This is a genomic window from Corynebacterium lemuris, assembly GCF_024919295.1.
In the GTDB taxonomy this organism is placed as follows: Bacteria; Actinomycetota; Actinomycetes; order Mycobacteriales; family Mycobacteriaceae; genus Corynebacterium; species Corynebacterium lemuris.
Window position 1 is genome coordinate 134130 of the sequence record NZ_JANWTC010000007.1, and the last position, 18739, is coordinate 152868.

Below are 18739 nucleotides of genomic sequence, written 5' to 3' on the forward strand. Positions count from 1 at the left end.
AGGGGGTGGCCTGCCGGCCCCCGTGCTCAACGGTCCATCGTATGCGGTCTCCCCGGGGGACAGTGGATCGGGCACGGGCAGGATCGATCAAGAAGCCTGTTCAGGTGCCGCCGGTAGACTGACCCTGTGTCTGCCGGAAACTTCGTCCGCCGTAACGAGATCTCCCACCGCTTCGCCCGCCAGGACCTCCTGCGCCGCTGGCGGGCCGGTGAGGTCTCGCGTGAGGAGGTCTGCGACGCCGATTTCCTGCTCGTCACCGCCGCGACCTACCACGGGGGGTCCGCCGGCTACCCGTGCCCGGTATGCGGTTCGGAGGACCTGCGCATCGTCCAGTGGATCCACGGGGAGCAGCTTGGCCGCATGTCCGGCACGGCGCGCAGCGATGAGGAGATCGCCGCGATCGTCGCCACTGGCCGGGAGGTCACCGTGCACACGGTGGAGGTGTGTCCGACCTGCCGCTGGAATCATCTCCTGAAGGCCGTCACCGCCACCACGGGGTGATGTGGCATGCCCTGACCAGTGGGGCGAATGATTCCCCTACATGCCTCCGGCGCAGTAGGGTTCACGGGTGTATCAAACGCCACCAGTGACCACAACGGGGACAACACTTGTCTGAGAAGAACAACAACGCGAAACGCGGATCCACGCGGGGTGAACGCAGCCGGGAGCAGAAGGCCGGGCAGGAGGGCAGGCGCCGGCCGGTCCTGCTCGCGGTGCTCGGCGGGCTCCTCGCGCTGATCCTCATCCCACTGGGCGTCTTCCTCGTGGTGTACTCCACGATCGACGTGCCGGAGCCGGAGGAGCTGACCTCCGCACAGGTCTCCTCCATCTACGCCTCGGATTCCTCCACGGAGCTGGCCCGTGTCGTCCCGCCGGAGGGCAACCGCCGGCAGGTACCGCTGGAGCAGGTGCCGGAGCCGCTGCAGAACGCCGTCCTCGCCGCGGAGGACCGTGAATTCTGGACCAACCAGGGCTTCTCCTTCACCGGTTTCGGCCGTGCCGTCGTCGGCCAGATCACCGGCAACACCTCCGCCGGAGGTGGTTCGACGATCACCCAGCAGTATGTGAAGAACGCCCTGGTCGGTGATGACCACTCCTATGTGCGCAAGGCCCGGGAGCTCGTCTACTCCGTGAAGATGACCAACCAGTGGTCCAAGGAGGACATCCTCGCCGCCTACCTCAACACCGTCTACCTGGGCCGCAACGCCTACGGCGTGGAGGCCGCCTCGCACGCCTACTTCGCCAAACCCGTCACCGAGCTGAACACGCAGGAGGCGGCGATGCTGGCCGCCACCATCCAGCTGCCCAGCCAGCTGGATCCGTGGTCCAACCCGCAGGGGGCGGAGGGCCGCTGGAACTACGTCCTCGACGGCATGGTCGAGATGGGTGTCCTGGCTCCGGAGGAGCGCGCCGGGATGGTCTACCCCGAGACCCGGGACCCGGCCGAGTACTCCGCCTACACCGAGGCGACCGGCACCAACGGCATGATCAAGAACCACGTGATCAATGAGCTGCAGAGCATCGGCATCACTGAGGAGGAGGTGACCACCCGCGGCCTGCGGATCACCACCACGATCGACCCGCAGGCCCAGGAGTCCACCATCCAGGCGGTGCGCACCAACCTCGCCCAGCTGCAGGACGACGCCCGCGCCGGTGTCGTCTCCGTCGAGCCGGGGACCGGTGCCGTCCGCGCCTACTTCGGTGGTGAGGACGCCGCCGGCTGGGACTACGGCAACGCCGCCCTCCAGACCGGCTCCACCTTCAAGATCTTCGGCCTGGCGGCCGCCCTCCAGCAGGGCATCCCGCTGAGCGCCGTGTACGACTCGTCCCCGGTGACGCTGCCCGGCAACATCGTGGTCAACAACTGGGACGGCGGCAGCGCCGGTTACACCACCCTCTCGGAGGCGCTGAAGCACTCCTACAACACCAGCTTCATCCGCCTGCAGGACGACCTGACCAACACCACCCAGGACACCGCCGACATGGCCCATGCCCTGGGCGTGGCGGAGTCCCTGCCGGGGGTCCCGGCGACCCTCACCGAGAACGGCGCACAGCCCTACGAGGGCATCATCCTGGGCCAGTACCAGACCCGTCCCATCGACATGGCGACCGCGCTGGCGACCCTGGCCAACGGTGGCGTGTGGCACCAGACCCACTTCGTCGAGCGGGTGGAGACCGGCGACGGCGAGCTGCTCTACCAGCACGAGACCGGCGACGGTGAGCGCCGCGTGGCCGAGGTCGTCGCCGACAACCTCCTCTACGCGATGCAGCCGATCGCCGCCTACTCCAACGGCAGCTCCCTGGCCGGTGGACGCCCCTCCGCCTCCAAGACCGGTACCGCCCAGCTCGGCGACACCGGCCGGAACAAGGACGCCTGGATGGTCGGCACCACCCCGCAGCTGGCCACCGCCGTGTGGGTCGGCACCGCAGACAACACCACCGCCATCTACAACGAGTGGGGCGGCAACATGTTCGGCTCCGGTTCCCCCTCGCGGATCTGGAAGGCCGCGATGGACGGCGCCCACCAGGGCAAGGATGTCGAGCAGTTCGCCTCCCCGGGCCCGATCAACTTCGGCACCGGTATCCCCGCGGGCGGCAACGGCATGCGTTATGCCCCGGCCCCGGTCCAGCCGGTGGCTCCCGCCCCGGCCCCGGCCACGGAGATCGTCGAGGAGCCGGTGGAGGACACGACCGTGGACTCACCGCAGCCCGCCACGCCGGAGCCGGCACCGCTGCCGCAGCTGCCGACCCCCAACGAGAACGGTGAACTCGAGATCCTGCCGGGCCTGGTCATCGACCTGCCTGATTAACCGGAGGGTCAGCGGATGCGGATCAACCACCCCACCGAGCGGATCTCCCCGGCTCTCACCGAGCCGGTGGCCGCCGGTTTCATCTCCTTCCTCGGCGGCCCCGTCGGCCGTTTCGCCGCGGTGGGCCGCCAGCCCTGGTGGACCCCCGTGCGGGTGCTGGTCTCGGTGGCGCTGGTCTTCCTGTCCTTCGGGTTCCTGGCCAAGGCCCGCTGCCTCGGGGGTGGCCGGGCCGCGGACGGCACCGTCGTCCTCGACTGGTCGGGCAACCGCCAGTACGTCGCCGCCTGCTACAACGACATCACCCCCCTCTTCGCGGGCCGCGGCCTCGACGAGGGGGGTTTCCCCTACGCCTATTCCTGGGTGGAGGGGGATCTCACCCGCTACCTGGAGTATCCGGTCCTGGCCGGGATGTTCCAGTGGCTGATGGGTGCGCTGGCCCGTGTGAGTTACCCGCTCATCGAGGCCACCCCGCTGCTCATTCCCGCGGCGTCGTGGTACTTCGCGCTCACCGCCCTGGCGATGTCGGCGATGTGGGTGCTCACCATCCGGCTGGTGGCCGCCCTGGCGGGCAACCGGGTGTGGGACACGGTGCTCGTGGCGGCCTCCCCGCTGCTCATCGTCCACGCCTTCACCAACTGGGACATCCCTTCCGTGATGTTCGTGGTGGGTGCCCTCTACGCCGTCAGCCGGGGGCGTCCGGCCCTGGCGGGTGTGCTCATCGGCCTGGGTACGGCCTTCAAACTGTGGCCGCTGTTCCTGCTGGGCGCATATCTGGTGCTGGCGGTCCGGGCCCGCCGGCCGGGGCCTTTTCTGCGGATGCTGGGGGCGGCTGCGGGATCCTGGCTGGCGGTGAACCTGCCGGTGCTGGTGTTGTACCCGCAGGCGTGGAACGAGTTCCTCCGGCTCAACAGCGAGCGCGGTGCGGAGTGGACCACGGTCTACGCGGTCATCACCCGTAACCTGTTCCTCCCGGCCCTGCCGAACGCGGTGCTCAACACCCTGTCCTTCGCGCTGTTCGCCGCCGCCTGCCTGGCCATCGGGGTGCTGGGTCTGTGCGCTTCCCGACGCCCCCGTGTCGCCGAACTCGTCTTCCTCATCGTCCTGGCCTTCCTGCTCTTCAACAAGGTGTGGTCACCGCAGTACTCGCTGTGGCTGGTGGTGCCCGCCGTGCTGGCCCTGCCGCGCTGGCGGCTGCTGCTGGGGTGGATGGCCGTCGACATGCTGGTGTGGCCGATGCTCATGTGGCACATGCTCGGCGCGGAGAACAACGGGATCCCCTCCGAACTGCTCGACACGTTCCTCATCGCCCGGTTCGTCCTGCTGGTGGTGATGGCCACCCTGGTGGTCCGGCAGATACTGGGCCGGGGGACTGACCGGGTGCGGGCCGCGCACCAGGGGCAGGACCCCCTGTCGTTGGCTGCTTCCGCCGGTCATCGGCGATGATGTAGGGCATGACCACCACGACCCTGCTGGGCATCATCTCCATCGCGATCGGTTTCCTGTGCATCGGTGCGGCCTTCTGGGCCTTCATGCGGAAGAAGCCCACCGCCTGGCCGGTCGCGCTCGGCGTCGCCGCCTTCGTATTCGTCACCGTCATCCCGACCTTCCTGGCGGTTTTCTTCGCCACGGTGCCTGGTGATGTCCCGCGTTGACGGTCGGGGTTATGCCAGATGGGGCGTCGAAAAGCAATTAACGGATTCAGGGGCGCATGAGGTAGGCTGCGGAGGTTGCTTGACGCAACAGACCCTCCTGTCACGCCCACAAGGGGTGTGGCCGAACCAATTACTAGACCATAGGAGGTGATGAGGTCGTGCGTCACTACGAAATCATGATCATTCTGGATCCGTCCCAGGATGAGCGCACCGTTGCCCCGTCCCTGGATAAGTACCTTGAGATTGTCCGTAAGGACAATGGCAAGGTCGAGAAGGTTGATGTGTGGGGCAAGCGTCGTCTTGCGTACCCGATCAACAAGAAGGAAGAGGGCGTCTACGCCGTCATCAACCTGGAGTGCGAGTCCTCGACCGTGCTCGAGGTTGACCGCGTTCTCAACCTGAACGACTCTGTCCTGCGCACCAAGGTTCTGCGCACCGACGCTTAAGAACGGATACTGGGTGACGAGCACATGCCCGTCACCCGGCAGGCACGTCATCAGGCATCAACCGCGCGAAGCAGGAAGGCTGAACAACCATGGCAATTGGAGATACCCCGATCACCGTCGTCGGCAACGTCGTCGCTGATCCCGAACTCCGCTTCACCCCCTCGGGTGCAGCGGTGGCCAACTTCCGTATCGCCTCCACTCCCCGGGTCCGCAACCGCGAGACCAACCAGTGGGAGGACGGCGAGGCTCTGTTCCTCACCTGCAACGTGTGGCGCCAGGCGGCCGAGAATGTCGCCGAGTCCATCTCCAAGGGCATGCGCGTGATCGTCAACGGATATCTGAAGCAGCGAAGCTATCAGACGAAGGAAGGCGAGAACCGCACGGTCTACGAGGTTGAGGTCGAAGAGGTCGGCCCGTCCCTGAAGTTCGCTTCCGCCCAGGTCAACCGCAACCCCCGTGAAGGTGGCGGTTTCGGCGGCGGTGGCGGCAACTTCGGTGGTGGTCAGCCCCAGCAGTCTCAGCAGTCGCAGCACCAGCCCCAGCAGGGTGGTTTCGGCGGGCAGCAGGGCTACCAGGCCCCGCCGCAGCAGTCTCGGCAGCCGCAGCAGCAGCCGCACCCCCAGCAGGGCGGGTTCGGTGGCCAGCAGGCCCAGCAGCCCGGCCAGATGCCGGCCAACGACCCGTGGGGCTCCGCCCCGCCGGCCGGTGGTTTCGGTGGTGCGGCCGATGACGAGCCTCCGTTCTGATTGAGCAGATCAACCCATCTCAACTGACTTTCCCGACGGCCCGCACGTGCCCACCGGCACGCCGCTTCAGCCAGGGATACACAACGAAAGGCAGGGATCATGAAGCTGATCCTCACCGCTGCCGTTGACAACCTCGGAGTCGCAGGCGACATCATCGAGGTCAAGGACGGTTACGGACGTAACTACCTGCTTCCCCGCGGTCTGGCCATTGTGGCCACCCGTGGTGCTGAGAAGCAGATCGAGGGCATTCAGCGTGCCCAGGAGGCCCGCGCCATCCGCGACCTCGACCATGCCCGCGAGGTTCGCCAGCAGCTCGAGGAGCTGTCCGGCGTGACCGTGCAGGTCCGCACCTCTGACTCCGGCAAGCTCTTCGGTTCCGTGAAGGCCGAGGACATTGCTGACGCAGTGAAGAAGGCCGGCGGCCCGACCCTGGACAAGCGCACCATTGAGCTGCCCAAGGGTCTGGTGAAGAAGACCGGTAACTACCAGGTTATCGTTCAGCTCCACTCCGAGGTCACCGGCAAGATCAACTTCGAGGTCGTCGCCGCGTAACCCGCGCCAGACGACGGTCAGTTTCCCGCGTGAACGGGATTTCCTGACCCAATGACAACAGCAGACTGACGGCCCTGCGGATTCGTGATCCGCAGGGCCGTCAGTCGTTTTTTCTGCTTCGCCACGCCCTGCCGGCCCCGGCTGTGGACAACTGTGGAGAACCGGGGGGAGTTCATCCTCCGGTAACCGGGCGTTTTCGGGACCGCGCCCCAGAGTTCAGTGGTCGGCACCTGTTTAGGGCATCGCAGAACAGTGCGAAAGACACTTGTCCACGGTTGTGGTGATGTTGTCCACAGGCACGGCGCAGGTCTGTGAGCTGGCAGGATAGGCCAGTTGCAGAGGTGTGCCCCTGAAGTTATCCACAAGTTATCCACAGCTTTAAGGGGTGCCGGGGGATAAAACCCGCCGTTTACCTGGGTTTGTCCACATCCCCCTGTGGATAACTTAGGTGAGCAATCTCATTCCGATGCCGGAAAGCTGCCCTTTCCACAGCCCCCAGACTGCGGATTCTTCCTCCTTGTCCCGGGGGTTAGACTGCGGGAGGAAACATCGGCCACGCCCCACGGTATGGCCGTGAGGAAAGGACGGGTACGCACAGATGAGCTCAGGAATCGGCGACACCAGCTTCGATGACAACTACGTGCCGCCGGCCGAACCGGACTTCCCGGAGGGTGGCGGGGGACTGCCCGTGCCGGCCTTCAAGGACGCGGCACCGCGCCGGTACCGGGACCGGAACAAGCGGGATCCGACCCCCTCCTTCGGGGAGTACCGTCAGCCGCCGCATGACCGGGAGGCGGAGCAGGGTGTGCTCGGTGCGATGCTGCTCAGCCCCAACACCGTGGTGGAGATCATCGGTGAGCTGAGCCCCGAGGACTTCTACCATCCGGCGCACCAGCTGATCTACACGGCGATGATCGACCTGTTCGGTGAGAGCAAGGACATTGACCCGGTCATCGTCGCCGGCCGCCTGGACCGGCACAATGATCTCGAGCGGGTCGGTGGGGCACCGTACCTGCACACGCTCATCTCGTCGGTGCCGACCGCCGCCAATGCCCGTTACTACGCGGAGATCGTGGTGGAGAAGGCGATCCTGCGCCGGCTCGTCGACGCCGGAACCCGCGTGGTGCAGCTCGGTTACGAGGGTAATGAGGGTGCGGAGGTCGAGACGGTTCTCGACATGGCGCAGCAGGAGGTCTTCGCCATCGCGCAGAAGACCGAGACCGAGGATTACGCGGTCCTGGGGGACATCCTCACGCCCACCCTCGAGGAGCTCGACCAGATCGCCAATACCGGTGGCCTGGCGCAGGGTGTTCCCACCGGTTTCGTGGACCTGGACAACCTGACCAACGGCCTGCACGGCGGTCAGATGATCATCGTCGCGGCCCGCCCCGGTGTGGGTAAGTCGACGATCGCGCTGGACTTCATGCGTTCCTGCTCGATCAAGCATGGTAAGGCCTCCGTCATCTTCTCCCTGGAGATGAGCAAATCGGAGATCGTCATGCGTCTGCTCTCGGCGGAGACGAGCATCAAGCTCTCCGACATGCGTTCCGGCCGGATGACCGATGAGGCCTGGACGACGTTGGCAAACCGTTCCGGGCAGATCTCTGAGGCCCCGTTGTACATCGACGACTCCCCGAACCTGACCATGATGGAGATCCGCTCCAAGGCGCGCCGCCTCAAGCAGAAGCACGATCTGCAGCTGATTGTGCTGGACTACCTGCAGCTGATGAGCTCGGGGAAGAGGGTGGAGTCGCGTCAGCAGGAGGTCTCGGAGTTCTCCCGTCAGCTCAAGCTGCTGGCCAAGGAGCTGGATGTGCCGGTCATCGCGATCTCGCAGCTCAACCGTGGTCCGGAGGCGCGCACGGACAAGAAACCGCAGCTCGCCGACCTGCGTGAATCCGGTTCCCTGGAGCAGGACGCCGACATGGTCATGCTGCTCTACCGTCCGGATTCCCAGGACCGGGAGGATGTGCGTGCCGGTGAGGCCGACATCATCCTGGCCAAGCACCGTGGTGGGCCCATCGACACGGTCACTGTGGCGCACCAGCTGCACTTCTCCCGTTTCGTGGACATGGCGCGCGGTTAGCTCGCTTCTCGACGCCCCGCTGACCCCATTCTTTCTGGTCGGCGGGGCTTCTTCTCGGAAATTAGCGATACATCACTATTGACATAGCGATGTATCGCAACTATGTTGAGTCCTACATTCCGATATATCGAAAGGAAAGAGAATGTACGAGATCACCATCAATGAATTCCACGGCGACCACGGCAACGACTGCGGTCACCGCCGGGGTCGTAGGCGTGGACACCGCCACCACGGCCGTAACCATCATGGACACGGCCATGGTCACGGCCCCCAGCGGCGGGGCCGGGGTCGGGGCGGACGGGCCGGCCGTGGGGACCTGCGTCAGGTCATCCTCGTCCTGCTGGCTGAGCAGCCGATGCACGGCTATCAGCTCATCTCCGAGGTCGGTGAGCGCACCGACGGGGCCTGGACTCCGTCGCCGGGAGGTATCTACCCGAATCTCAGCCTCCTGGAGGACGAGGGGCTGATCACCATGTCCGTCGAGGAGGGTCGCAAACTGGCCACCCTCACGGAAGCCGGCCGCGCGGAGGTCGCATCGAACCACACCGAATGGGCACGGATCCTCGACGATTACCGTGAGCACTCCGATGAGGACCCCCGTGGCCGACTCGGGGTGGCTCTGAAGGAACTGCGCGGGGCGGTGCGTAGGGCGGGGGACGACAAGCATGAGGCCGTCGCCGACATCATCGCCCGGGCTGCGGAGAGGATCCGCGGCCTCTGACCCACAGCACGGGCGCGACCGATGCTGCGGCGATCACCGCGCCGGTGAGGAAGGCCTCCGGGTAGCCGAGGGTGGGGCCCAGGTGGGACAGGAGGAAAGGCGCGAAGAATCCGATGTAGGTCAGGGAGTAGAAGACGGCCGTGGCCGCGCCCAGTTCCCTGGCCGGGGCGATCCGCTGGACCTCCCGCAGCCCGGAGACCATCAGTACTCCGTAGGCGGCACCCAGCAGGATGGCCGCCGGGAAAACCAGACCGGGGGAGCGGGTCACCGCGACCCCGGCGGCCGCGCACATGCCGGCCACGACCAGCAGCAGTCCGGGGACTGCGGGTGGGAACCGGCGGGCGTCGAGACGCGTGGCCACAGGCTGGATGAGGACTCCGGTGCCCAGGGCCACGGCGGCGATCAGGCCGGTGAATGCCACCGGCCAGATGAGCCTGTCGTTGACCAGGGCCGTGAGGGTGGCGAAGGCGGTGCTCACCGTGCCGAAGCCCCACGGCGCCCAGATCGCTGTCCCCCAGAGGAAGCGCCCGGACAGCACGCTGCGGGAGAACCAGCTGCGGCGGAGGCCGTCCTCCCGGGCCGCTCCACCCGGGGTCCGCCACACCAGGGGAGTGATGAGGACCAGCAGGGCCAGGTGCGCCAGGTAGGGTAGCAGGTCCGGCCGGGGCAGGAATTCCGCGATGGCGCCTGCCGCGAGTGGGCCGCCGGCGAATCCCAGGGAGAGTGCCACGGTTGCCCGGCGTGGCCCGAGGTGGGCCGGGCCGGTGGACAGCTCCTGGAGCCAGGCGGCCCCGGCGGCCATGACCAGTCCCATGGCGATGCCGGCGATGAGCCGCCCGCCCCACAGTGCCGTGAAGGAACCGGCGGTACCGGAGGCGAGCACCACAGAGCCGAGTGTGGAGAGGAGCAGGGCGGGCCGGATCAGCGCCCTGCGTCCCCGGATGTCGGAGACCGGTCCGCCGATGAGGAGGGCGGGCAGCAGGCCTGCGACATAGATGGCCAGGAGGAAGGTCACCTGGGGCTGGCCCAGTCCGGCATGGAGCCGGTAGGAGGGCAGCAGGGGTGCGAAGAGGTTGGCGCCGAAGGCGATGATGAACATCCCCAGGGCCACCCGGAGCCAGTCGCGGGGCCCGGCAGCTGTCATGGGTGGTCTCCTCGGCTCTCTCCGGCTTCCGGACGGGAAACCTCGGGTGATGGCCCGCACAGTCTAGGCGGGAACGTGGTGTGGGCGACAGATTGCTAGCAGAACTCCGGCAGTTTAGGAATCACCCCTGGGCCGACCCCGGGATTCTCCCTTGTTCAGGGGCTCCCCCGAAATGGGGTGACAGGGGAGTGTCGCGTGGACCGGCCTGTCGCGATGGTGTGATTCACGTCGCAGTACGCACCGGGGTTGACCTGCCATTTCATGTCTTTTAGGTGAGCCTATATAAGGCGGACTTTAGTTAGGCATGGCTTTCCAATGGTGTCTGACCTGCGAAAACTTCCTAAAATCAGGGACATCAACTTCAAAGCAACACCAACGGACAGAGGAGGGAAATCATGACCTGTCGAGAGTTCAACCCGAGCACCACCGACTTCAGCACCACCATCCGTGTCGAGCGTACGGAACGCGCCACTATCCTGGCCGTCCCCCGCAACCTCGATGACTTCACCACCGAGCGCAGGCCCGGCCTGTTCGGCCGGCTTGCCGGAATGCTCTCCTTCGCCTGAGGGGGGCGCAGGGCACTCAGGCGTCGAGTACCTTGCCACGCTGCTCGGGGAGGGTGAGTGTGGCGACCGCCGCGATGAGGAAAGCGGTGGAGAAGAGGCCAAACAGGGCGATGGAACCGCCGAAGGCCAGCAGCGGGGGAACGATCAGGGGGGCGATGATCGAGGCGATCCGGCCGAAACCGGCCGCCGCGCCCGTACCTGCACCACGGACATGGGAGGGGTAGAGCTCCGGGCCGATCGCGTACAGGGCGCCCCAGGCACCCAGGTTGAAGAAGGACAGCAGGCAACCGGCGGCGATGATCGTCACCTCGGTGGTGGCCGTGCCGAAGAAGAGCGCCGAGGCCGCCGAGCCGAGCAGGAAGGCCGCCAGCGTGCTGCGCCGCCCCCAGACCTCGATGAGCCAGGCGGCCACCGCATAGCCGGGCAGCTGGGCCAACGTGATGATCAGCGTGAACTGGAAGGAACGCACCAGGGTGAAGCCGTCCGCCACCAGCAGCGACGGAATCCAGATGAAGGCGCCGTAATAGGACAGGTTCACGCAGAACCACACGATCCACAGCGCGGCGGTGCGCCGGCGCAGCGTCTTCTCCCAGATGGAGGTCGCCTCCGCGAAGTCCTCGCGGGGAAGATCGTGGAGACGCTGGACCTCGGCGGCGTCGATACGCTCGAGTTCCGTGGGGTCAACCTCCGCCTCGAAGGCGGTCACCACCTGTTCCGCCTCCCCATGGCGGCCCTTGTCCTCCAGGAAGCGGACGGATTCCGGCAGCCCCTTACGGACGTAGATGGCGTAGAGCGTCGGCACCATGCCGATGGCCAGCGCCCAGCGCCAACCGTTGTCGTCGGCGGTGACCACGAAAGCGCCGATCAGGGCGGCGGCGATCCAGCCGAGTGCCCAGAAGGCCTCCAGGATGACCACCATGCGGCCGCGGATGCGGCGCGGGGCGAACTCGGAGACCAGGGTGGAGGCCACCGGCAGCTCAGCCCCCAGGCCGAGGCCCACGACAAAACGCAGCGCGATGAGCGTGCCCAGCCCGGTGGCCAGCGCGGAGGCGCCCGTGGCCAGGCCGTAGACGAAGAGGGTGAGGGCGAAGACCTGGCGGCGGCCGATCCGGTCAGCCAGCAGGCCGCCGAAAGTTGCGCCCAGGGCCATGCCGACGAAACCGATGGAGCCCAGCCAGGAGGTCTGGGTGGGGTTGAGTCCCCAGTGGACGGCGAGCGCCGCCATGATGAACGAGATGAGGCCGACGTCCATCGCGTCGAGGGCCCAGCCGATGCCGGAGCCGAGGAGCAGGCGCCGGTGCTTCCCGGTGACCGGCAGCCTGTCGAGACGTTGATTCCTGCTCAGTTGTTGGTCCATGGACTGATCCTAAGCCCGGGGACCGGTCGCTTACTGGTGTGCGGAGCGGAAGCCGCGCAGTCGCAGTGAGTTCGTGACCACAAATACCGAGGAGAAGGCCATGGCCACGCCAGCCAGCATCGGGTTGAGCAGGCCGACGGCGGCCACGGGAATCAGCAGCACGTTGTAGGCGAAGGCCCAGAACAGGTTGCCCTTGATCGTGCCCAACGTGCGGCGCGACAGCCGGATCGCGTCGACAGCGGAACGCAGATCGTTGTTCATCAGGGTGATGTCCGAGGCCTCGATGGCCACATCGGTGCCCGCGCCCATCGCCAGGCCGAGGTCCGCGCGGGCCAGGGCGGCCGCATCATTGACGCCGTCGCCGACCATCGCGACGATCCGGCCCTCCTCCTGGAGCTTCTCCACGACCGCGACCTTGTCGTCCGGCAGCACCTCCGCGATGACATCCCCCGGCGCGATCCCGACCTCCGCGGCGACCGCCTGCGCGGCACCGGCGTTGTCACCGGTGAGCAGCATCGGGGCCAGCCCCAGTTCGCGCAGCTGCGCGACGGCTTCCGCGGAGGTGGCCTTGACGGTGTCGCGCACCGTGAGTACACCGGCGACCCGGCCGTCGACGGAGACGACCACCGGAGTGCCGCCCTGCTCCTGGGCGCGGTCGAAGACCTCCTGCAGCTGCCCCGGCAGCTGACCATCCGGACGGCCGACAATGACGGTGCGCCCGTCCACGGTGCCGGTCACGCCTTGCCCGGCCAGGTTCCGGAAGTCGCTGACCTCCGGGACGGCGAGCTCCTGCTCCACCCTGCGCACCACGGCGCGGGCGATGGGGTGTTCGGAGGCTGCCTCCACCGCGGCGGCCGCGGCGAGCACCTCCCCGGCCCCGAAACCTGTTGCAGCGTCGACGGCGCTCACCGACATGACACCCTCGGTGACGGTGCCGGTCTTGTCCATGACGATGGTGTCGGCACGCCGGGTCGACTCGAGGACCTCGGGGCCCTTGATCAGCAGACCCAGCTGGGCACCCCGGCCGGTGCCCACCAGCAGCGCGGTGGGGGTGGCCAGCCCCAGAGCGCAAGGGCAGGCGATGATGAGCACGGCGACGGCCGCGGTGAAGGCAGGCGCCAATCCCGCGCCGACGGCCAGCTGCACCGCGAGGGTGAGCAGTGAGATGACAATGACCACCGGGACGAAGATCTGGGAGATCCGGTCCACCAGCCGCTGCACCGGGGCCTTCTTCGCCTGCGCGTCGGTGACCAGGCGGGCCATCTGGGCCAGGGTGGTGTCCGCACCAACGCGGGTGACCTCCACCAGCAGACGGCCGGAGGCGTTGATCGTCGCGCCCGTCACACGGGAACCGGGGGAGACCTCCACCGGCACAGATTCACCGGTGAGCATGGACTCGTCCACGGCTGAGGACCCTTCGGCCACCTTGCCGTCGGTGGCGATCTTCTCGCCGGGGCGCACGATGAACACGTCACCGACCTGCAGCTGGCTGACGGGGAGGCGGATCTCGCGGCCGTCGCGAAGCACGGCGGCGTCCTTCGCGCCCATGTCGAGCAGGCGGCGCAGCGCCTCGGAGGACTGCCCCTTCGCCTTGACCTCGAACCACCGGCCGAGCAGCAGGAAAGTGATCACCACGGCGGTGGTCTCGAGGTAGATCTCGTCCATTGTCGTGTCGGAGGGGAACAGGTGCATCTGCATGGTCATGCCCGGATGCCCCGCATTGCCCAGGAACAACGCCCACAGGCTCCACAGATAGGCAGCGGAGGTGCCCAGCGTGATGAGGGTGTCCATGGTGAAGGAGCCCTGGCGCAGGTTCAGCCACGTCGCCTTGTGGAAGGGGGCACCGCCCCAGAAGAACACCGGGGTGGTCATCGTCAGCACGGCCCACTGCCAGTTGGTGAACTGGAGAGCCGGGATCATGCTCAGCAGCACGATCGGCACGGTGAGCAGAGCGGAGACGGTGAGGCGGTGCTTCAGGTCGGATGCCTCGCGACGACGTGCGGCCTCATGCGGGTCCTCGCCTGCCGACGCCCCCTCACCCCCCGGCGCCGTCTCCTCCTCCTCCGCGAGGGTGAAGGCATCGTAGCCGGCGCCCCGCACCACCTCGATGAGGTCGCCGGTGCCGACCTTGGCCGGGTCATAGGCGATGCTCGCCGATTCGGTGGCGAAGTTGACGGTGGCCTCGACGCCGTCGACCTTGTTGAGCTTGCGTTCGACGCGCCCCGAGCAGGCCGTGCAGGTCATGCCCGTCACGCCGAGATCGAGCTTGAGCAGGTCGACTGCTGGCTGTGTCTGTGTCATGGCTGGGATCAATCCTTCCTTCACCTTCCGACCCTATACCCCAAGGGGGTATCCGGCAAGGGGGTGGGGACGCCGAAGGCCCGGCGCCCCACCGGGGTGCCGGGCCTTCGCGGGAGGGGCTACTTCACTGCGTAGCCGGCCTCTTCCACCGCCTCGGCGATCTGCTCATCGGTGAATCCGGCGCCCGAGACGCTCACGGTGCCGCTCTCCGCGGAGGCATTCACGTCGGCGACGCCGGCGATCTCGCCGATCTCCTCCTGTACGGACTTCTCGCAGTGTCCGCAGGTCATGCCCTCGACCTGGTAATTCTTGGTGATATCGGCCATGTGGCTGAATTCCTTTCGGGGTGCGAATGGTTTCCGGAACATGATTTTATACCCCTAGGGGGTACGTGGCAAGGGTCAGTCCTCCAGCTGCAGGACGAAACCGGCGGTTTCCACGGCGTGCGCGACGTCGGCGTCGGTGAAGCCTTCACCCGTGACGGACACGGTGCCGGCTGCGACATCAACCTCCACACCCTGGGTTCCCGGGAGATCGGTGATCTCCGTCTCCACTGCGGTGCCGTTCTCCTCGGAGGTCATGCCTTCGACGACGTAATGCTTGATCATGGTGTCCTTTCACCCGGCTTCGGGACCCTCCGTTTCTCCCCGGAGGGAATGAAGGGCAGCCAGGTACAGTTGTGCAGAAGGAAGCCGCATAAGTGCGCGGTTCTGTATAAGACCATACAAAACAATGAATCAGGAGCTCCCCTTGGCAACCATCGATGTCACCGAGGCAACCTTCGAAGATACCGTCACCGGCGAGGGCATCGTCCTTGTCGACGCATGGGCGTCCTGGTGCGGCCCCTGCCGTGCCTTCGCCCCCACTTACGAGGCATCCTCCGAGAAGCACCCCGACGCCACCTTCACGAAGCTGGATACCGAGGCGAACCAGTCTCTGGCCGCCGCGCTGCAGATCCAGTCCATCCCGACCCTGATGATCTTCCGCGACGGCATCATGGTCTACCGCGACGCCGGAGCCCTGCCCCCGGCAGCACTGGAGGACCTCATCGGCCAGGTCAAGGGCCTGGATATGGAGGATGTCCGCCGCCAGGTCGCCGAGGCCAACGCCGCCCGCGACGCCGAGGGCAACTAGAACCCTCCACTCCCCGAGCCCGGCCCGGCCCCGACCCAGGAGCCCCGGCCGGGTTTTTCGCATGGGTGGATGGTTGCCCGCAGGGTCGGCGGGCGGGCGGATATCGCCGTAGGCTTGGGGCAAGACACCATTTCGCCAGAAAGCGAGACCCACGACATGGCTAACCCGTTCAGCAAGGGCTGGAAGTACCTGATGGCGTCCTTCGACTCCAAGATCGACGAGAACGCGGACCCGAAGGTGCAGATCCAGCAGGCCACCGCCGCAGCCAAGGAGCAGCACCAGCAGATCACCCAGCAGGCGGCCGCCGTGATCGGCAACCAGAAACAGCTGGAGATGAAGCTCGACCGGCTCCTGAAGTCCCAGCAGGAGCAGCAGGAGCGGGCGCGCACCGCCATCCAGGCCGCCGACAAAGCGGCGGCCGAGGGGGATGCGGACGGGGCCCGGGAACTGAACAACACCGCCGAGATCTTCGCGTCCCAGCTCGTCGCGGTGGAGCAGCAGCTCGAGGAGACGAAACAGCTCCACGCGCAGGCCACACAGAACGCGGAACAGGCCCAGCGCCAGCAGAAGGAGTCCGAGCTGCGTCTCCAGGAACAACTCGGCCAGATCGACCAGCTGCGGGCCCAGGCCGACCAGGCCGCCATGCAGGAGACCTCGACCAAGGCGATGGACTCCATGCAGGAGCTGCGCCCCGATGACAGCGTCCCGACCCTCGACGCGGTGCGGGAGAAGATCGAGCGTCGTTACGCGGACGCCCTCGGCGCGCAGGAGCTGACGCAGAGCTCTGTCCACGACCGGATCTCCGAGATCGCCGCTGCCGGCACCGACATGAAGGCCTCGGCCCGCCTGGCCGAGATCCGGGCCGCGATGTCCGCCGACAGTCCGGCGGACAGGCAGCTGACCGAGGGGGTCGGCGGTCCGGAGCCGGAAATCGTCGAGACGGAGTCTGAGGACACAGAGCCTGTGGAGACGGGGAAGGGCAGCGAAAACGCCGCCGGGGAGACCGGCGGCGTCAAGAAGTAGGGCCTGCTACTGGTGGTTCTCGCGGCGGAAACTTATCAGTACGCCGCGGATCCCCGAATGGAAGCCATCCCGGAGATTGACCCGCTGGGCCTCGCTGAGCGTGTACTCGTGGAGGGTCTCGCATGCGAACTGCAGGAGCGGGCGGTCGATCTCCGGAGGAAGACCCCCGCCGGAGAGCAGATGGGCCTGGTCCCGTTGCTCTACGGTGGCGGCATTCTCATACCACCAGCTCGCGTACTGCTGACCCACATCAAAAGGGGTCTGGAAACCCCCGGAGGACCAGACCTCCTCCGGTAGCGGCACATACCGCGACCGCAGCTTGCGGCGGGGAGCCATCATCGAGGGCTTCGGCACACCGGGCTTCGGCCCTGGCTTGGGAGCTTCCGGTTCTGCACCGGACTCCGGCTCTGCGGGCTGTACCGGTGTCTCCGGAGTGGCCGGTTCGCCGGGAGTCGGCGGGTGCTGGGCCTCCGGTTCCACCTGGGTGGAAGCCTCGATCGCGGCCTCCACCGCCGACTCCACCGAAGCCTCAGCCGGCGAGGGGGTCTGCGCCGTCGGGGTGGCCGGGGCCGGATCCTTCTGCCGCGGCGGGGGAGTGCCCGCGAGGTTCCGGGGAGTGGGCACAGCGGTCATGCCGAGATCCTCGATGGGTTCGGCATCCGAGAGCGGACGGTCCCGGACCACGGGAGGCAGCGGGCCCTCAAGGACCTGCAGCTGCATGGCCTCGGCGAAGTCCTCGCGGGGATCGAGGATGGTGGTCGAATCGCAGGAGTGCCGCAGGGCAGAGGACATGGAGTCCCAGCCGAAGCCGTAGAGATGGACACGCAGGCCATGGTTGGTGGCTTCCTGGACACCGGGGATCATGTCCGCGTCGCCGGAGACCAGCACGATGTCGGACACCTGCTGACGGCAGGAGGCCACCACCATGTCCGCGACCAGGCGGGTGTCGACGGCCTTCTGCGTCCGGCGCTCACCCCATTCGATGAGCTGGCCGGCACGCAGCTGCACACCATCGCAGGTGCGCAGGGCCCGCTGATAACGGTGCGGGCCGGAATCGGGGATGCCGTCGTACCAGAGTTGGCGGTGGATCGGCTGGTGGAGCTGATTCTGGATCATGGTGCCGAGGACATTGACCACCTCGGGCAGATCAATCTCTAACTGGGCACGCGCACCGGTCTCCCATGAGTTGTAGAAACTTGCGAGCAGATAAGAGGTATCGACGAAGACGAGTGTGCGTTCAAGCATGGCTCCTAATTTCTGTTTTTTGTCGGTCGCTAAATAAAAGTTTGTCCTTTACCAGCATGCCCTAACTAAGGGGGCCGCGTCGATGACAGGCAGAGGATTCCCGGCAAGTCTGAAGCTGTCCCGCAGAGGGGTGGGAAGCGGGCGCAGGTGGGTTAGGTTGGTTATATGACTAACCAACCAGTGTGCGGGGAAGGTCGGGGATGAACGAGACGGCAGCGCCCCTGTTCCAGCAGATCGCTGCGCTCATCGAGGACGCCATCGTGGGCGGGGACCTTGCCGCCGGCGACCGGGCACCCTCCACCAACGAGCTGGCGTCCTTCCACGACATCAATCCGGCGACCGCCCGACGGGGACTCAGTCTCCTCGTGGACAGGGGAGTGCTGGTGAAGCGGAAGGGAATCGGCATGTTCGTGACCACGCACGCCCGGAAACTCATCCTTGACCGCCGCCGGGAGAGTTTTGCCGCCGCCTATCTCGTCCCCCTCGTTGACGAGGCCGTGAAGCTGGAACTCTCCCGTCAGAAGGTCCGCGAGCTTGTCGACGCCGTGGCTGAAAGCCGTGGGCTTTACATCTGACTGCTTGGTACGCGATCTGTAAACATGGTCTGACCTGGGGATTTGTGTGTGTGGTGGGGGGTGTGTAACTTTATGGAGGTCAGCGCGACCGACAACGCCCCGCAGACAGTCACCCATGGTGGCTGGGTGTGTGTAGGCGGACAGGAAAACAGTGCTGGCCAAGCAATGGAGATGTTAACGGTTGTCACCGTGATTTGACTTCGGTCGGTCGGGTTCGTTAAGTTTCTAACTCGTCACCAGGACAGACAGTATCCCTTCACCGGGATGGTGGGTGTGTGGTGTGCGGATGTTGTGTGAGAACTCAATAGTGTGCCAATGTACTTTTGTTTGTGATCGTTGGTTGTGCCGTGTCACCGGCCCACGTCCCCTGGTGGGGGTGTG

At 66.4% G+C, this 18739-nt stretch carries 19 protein-coding genes; 13 read left to right on the forward strand and 6 right to left on the reverse strand.

The genetic code is table 11. The features are described 5' to 3' along the window. Window positions 1-126: 126 nt before the first annotated feature. From NYP18_RS10555 to NYP18_RS10595, 9 genes are all read left to right on the forward strand, one after another. Window positions 127-501 carry a DUF5318 family protein gene (locus NYP18_RS10555; protein ID WP_259428149.1) on the forward strand — a complete coding sequence of 125 codons (375 nt, stop codon included), beginning with the start codon at window positions 127-129 and terminating at the stop codon, window positions 499-501. Window positions 502-608: 107 nt separating this feature from the next. Beyond that, window positions 609-2810, forward strand: coding sequence for a transglycosylase domain-containing protein (locus NYP18_RS10560; protein WP_259428150.1), 2202 nt, complete (start codon window positions 609-611; stop codon window positions 2808-2810). Between the two features lie 15 nt (window positions 2811-2825). Further along, window positions 2826-4253, forward strand: coding sequence for a glycosyltransferase family 87 protein (locus NYP18_RS10565; protein ID WP_259428151.1), 1428 nt, complete (start codon window positions 2826-2828; stop codon window positions 4251-4253). An 8-nt stretch (window positions 4254-4261) separates the two neighbouring features. Beyond that, window positions 4262-4462, forward strand: a complete 201-nt coding sequence (locus tag NYP18_RS10570; RefSeq protein WP_126121829.1) for a hypothetical protein — start codon at window positions 4262-4264, stop codon at window positions 4460-4462. Between the two features lie 158 nt (window positions 4463-4620). Beyond that, window positions 4621-4908, forward strand: coding sequence for a 30S ribosomal protein S6 (rpsF, locus tag NYP18_RS10575; protein WP_259428152.1), 288 nt, complete (start codon window positions 4621-4623; stop codon window positions 4906-4908). An 89-nt stretch (window positions 4909-4997) separates the two neighbouring features. Then, window positions 4998-5654 (forward strand): single-stranded DNA-binding protein, encoded by a 657-nt coding sequence (locus NYP18_RS10580; protein ID WP_259428153.1) that lies wholly within the window; start codon window positions 4998-5000, stop codon window positions 5652-5654. 99 nt (window positions 5655-5753) lie between these two features. Continuing rightward, window positions 5754-6206 carry a 50S ribosomal protein L9 gene (gene rplI / locus NYP18_RS10585; protein ID WP_259428154.1) on the forward strand — a complete coding sequence of 151 codons (453 nt, stop codon included), beginning with the start codon at window positions 5754-5756 and terminating at the stop codon, window positions 6204-6206. Window positions 6207-6804: 598 nt separating this feature from the next. Then, entirely contained in the window at window positions 6805-8292 is a 1488-nt protein-coding gene (gene dnaB / locus NYP18_RS10590) for a replicative DNA helicase (protein ID WP_259428155.1), read from the forward strand. A gap of 142 nt (window positions 8293-8434) precedes the next feature. After that, the gene (locus NYP18_RS10595) at window positions 8435-9013 is read left to right on the forward strand and encodes a PadR family transcriptional regulator (RefSeq protein ID WP_259428156.1); all 579 of its coding nucleotides are present in this window, start codon (window positions 8435-8437) and stop codon (window positions 9011-9013) included. On the opposite strand, the gene NYP18_RS10600 is transcribed toward NYP18_RS10595, so the two are convergent. Next, window positions 8976-10157, reverse strand: a complete 1182-nt coding sequence (locus tag NYP18_RS10600) for an MFS transporter (RefSeq protein WP_259428157.1) — start codon at window positions 10155-10157, stop codon at window positions 8976-8978. The two genes, NYP18_RS10595 and NYP18_RS10600, sit on opposite strands and share 38 nt — an antisense overlap. Before the next feature lie 395 nt (window positions 10158-10552). Between NYP18_RS10600 and NYP18_RS10605 the strand changes: the two genes are divergently transcribed. Continuing rightward, window positions 10553-10723: a hypothetical protein gene (locus tag NYP18_RS10605; RefSeq protein ID WP_259428158.1), complete on the forward strand. Its 171-nt coding sequence runs from the start codon at window positions 10553-10555 to the stop codon at window positions 10721-10723. A 16-nt stretch (window positions 10724-10739) separates the two neighbouring features. Here NYP18_RS10605 and NYP18_RS10610 read toward each other — a convergent pair whose 3' ends face one another. From NYP18_RS10610 to NYP18_RS10625, 4 genes are all read right to left on the reverse strand, one after another. Continuing rightward, window positions 10740-12080 (reverse strand): MFS transporter, encoded by a 1341-nt coding sequence (locus NYP18_RS10610; protein WP_259428159.1) that lies wholly within the window; start codon window positions 12078-12080, stop codon window positions 10740-10742. Window positions 12081-12110: 30 nt separating this feature from the next. Then, a complete protein-coding gene (locus NYP18_RS10615) occupies window positions 12111-14381 on the reverse strand; it encodes a heavy metal translocating P-type ATPase (RefSeq protein ID WP_259428160.1) in 2271 nt (756 codons plus the stop codon). Window positions 14382-14500: 119 nt separating this feature from the next. Further along, window positions 14501-14707 carry a heavy-metal-associated domain-containing protein gene (locus tag NYP18_RS10620; protein ID WP_259428161.1) on the reverse strand — a complete coding sequence of 69 codons (207 nt, stop codon included), beginning with the start codon at window positions 14705-14707 and terminating at the stop codon, window positions 14501-14503. A 75-nt stretch (window positions 14708-14782) separates the two neighbouring features. Then, window positions 14783-14989 (reverse strand): heavy-metal-associated domain-containing protein, encoded by a 207-nt coding sequence (locus tag NYP18_RS10625; RefSeq protein WP_259428162.1) that lies wholly within the window; start codon window positions 14987-14989, stop codon window positions 14783-14785. A gap of 142 nt (window positions 14990-15131) precedes the next feature. On the opposite strand from NYP18_RS10625, the gene NYP18_RS10630 reads away from it, so the two are divergent. Both NYP18_RS10630 and NYP18_RS10635 read left to right on the forward strand, forming a co-directional pair. Continuing rightward, window positions 15132-15515, forward strand: a complete 384-nt coding sequence (locus tag NYP18_RS10630; RefSeq protein WP_259428163.1) for a thioredoxin family protein — start codon at window positions 15132-15134, stop codon at window positions 15513-15515. Between the two features lie 156 nt (window positions 15516-15671). Further along, a complete protein-coding gene (locus NYP18_RS10635) occupies window positions 15672-16538 on the forward strand; it encodes a PspA/IM30 family protein (protein WP_259428165.1) in 867 nt (288 codons plus the stop codon). Window positions 16539-16544: 6 nt separating this feature from the next. Here the strand turns inward: NYP18_RS10635 and NYP18_RS10640 are convergent, their stop codons facing one another. Next, complete coding sequence (locus NYP18_RS10640) at window positions 16545-17783, reverse strand: NYN domain-containing protein (protein WP_259428167.1); 1239 nt, start codon at window positions 17781-17783, stop codon at window positions 16545-16547. 200 nt (window positions 17784-17983) lie between these two features. On the opposite strand from NYP18_RS10640, the gene NYP18_RS10645 reads away from it, so the two are divergent. Then, window positions 17984-18358 (forward strand): GntR family transcriptional regulator, encoded by a 375-nt coding sequence (locus NYP18_RS10645; protein ID WP_259428168.1) that lies wholly within the window; start codon window positions 17984-17986, stop codon window positions 18356-18358. The last annotated feature ends 381 nt before the right edge of the window (window positions 18359-18739 follow it).

What these genes read in the sequence shown, in the direction of transcription:
- NYP18_RS10565 (WP_259428151.1), top strand. Translation starts at nt 2,826, where the DNA reads ATGCGGATCAACCACCCCACCGAGCGGATCTCCCCGGCTCTCACCGAG.
- NYP18_RS10570 (WP_126121829.1), top strand. Translation starts at nt 4,262, where the DNA reads ATGACCACCACGACCCTGCTGGGCATCATCTCCATCGCGATCGGTTTC.
- NYP18_RS10580 (WP_259428153.1), top strand. Translation starts at nt 4,998, where the DNA reads ATGGCAATTGGAGATACCCCGATCACCGTCGTCGGCAACGTCGTCGCT.
- rplI (WP_259428154.1), top strand. Translation starts at nt 5,754, where the DNA reads ATGAAGCTGATCCTCACCGCTGCCGTTGACAACCTCGGAGTCGCAGGC.
- dnaB (WP_259428155.1), top strand. Translation starts at nt 6,805, where the DNA reads ATGAGCTCAGGAATCGGCGACACCAGCTTCGATGACAACTACGTGCCG.
- NYP18_RS10595 (WP_259428156.1), top strand. Translation starts at nt 8,435, where the DNA reads ATGTACGAGATCACCATCAATGAATTCCACGGCGACCACGGCAACGAC.
- NYP18_RS10600 (WP_259428157.1), bottom strand. Translation starts at nt 10,157, where the DNA reads ATGACAGCTGCCGGGCCCCGCGACTGGCTCCGGGTGGCCCTGGGGATG.
- NYP18_RS10605 (WP_259428158.1), top strand. Translation starts at nt 10,553, where the DNA reads ATGACCTGTCGAGAGTTCAACCCGAGCACCACCGACTTCAGCACCACC.
- NYP18_RS10610 (WP_259428159.1), bottom strand. Translation starts at nt 12,080, where the DNA reads ATGGACCAACAACTGAGCAGGAATCAACGTCTCGACAGGCTGCCGGTC.
- NYP18_RS10615 (WP_259428160.1), bottom strand. Translation starts at nt 14,381, where the DNA reads ATGACACAGACACAGCCAGCAGTCGACCTGCTCAAGCTCGATCTCGGC.
- NYP18_RS10620 (WP_259428161.1), bottom strand. Translation starts at nt 14,707, where the DNA reads ATGGCCGATATCACCAAGAATTACCAGGTCGAGGGCATGACCTGCGGA.
- NYP18_RS10625 (WP_259428162.1), bottom strand. Translation starts at nt 14,989, where the DNA reads ATGATCAAGCATTACGTCGTCGAAGGCATGACCTCCGAGGAGAACGGC.
- NYP18_RS10635 (WP_259428165.1), top strand. Translation starts at nt 15,672, where the DNA reads ATGGCTAACCCGTTCAGCAAGGGCTGGAAGTACCTGATGGCGTCCTTC.
- NYP18_RS10640 (WP_259428167.1), bottom strand. Translation starts at nt 17,783, where the DNA reads ATGCTTGAACGCACACTCGTCTTCGTCGATACCTCTTATCTGCTCGCA.
- NYP18_RS10645 (WP_259428168.1), top strand. Translation starts at nt 17,984, where the DNA reads ATGAACGAGACGGCAGCGCCCCTGTTCCAGCAGATCGCTGCGCTCATC.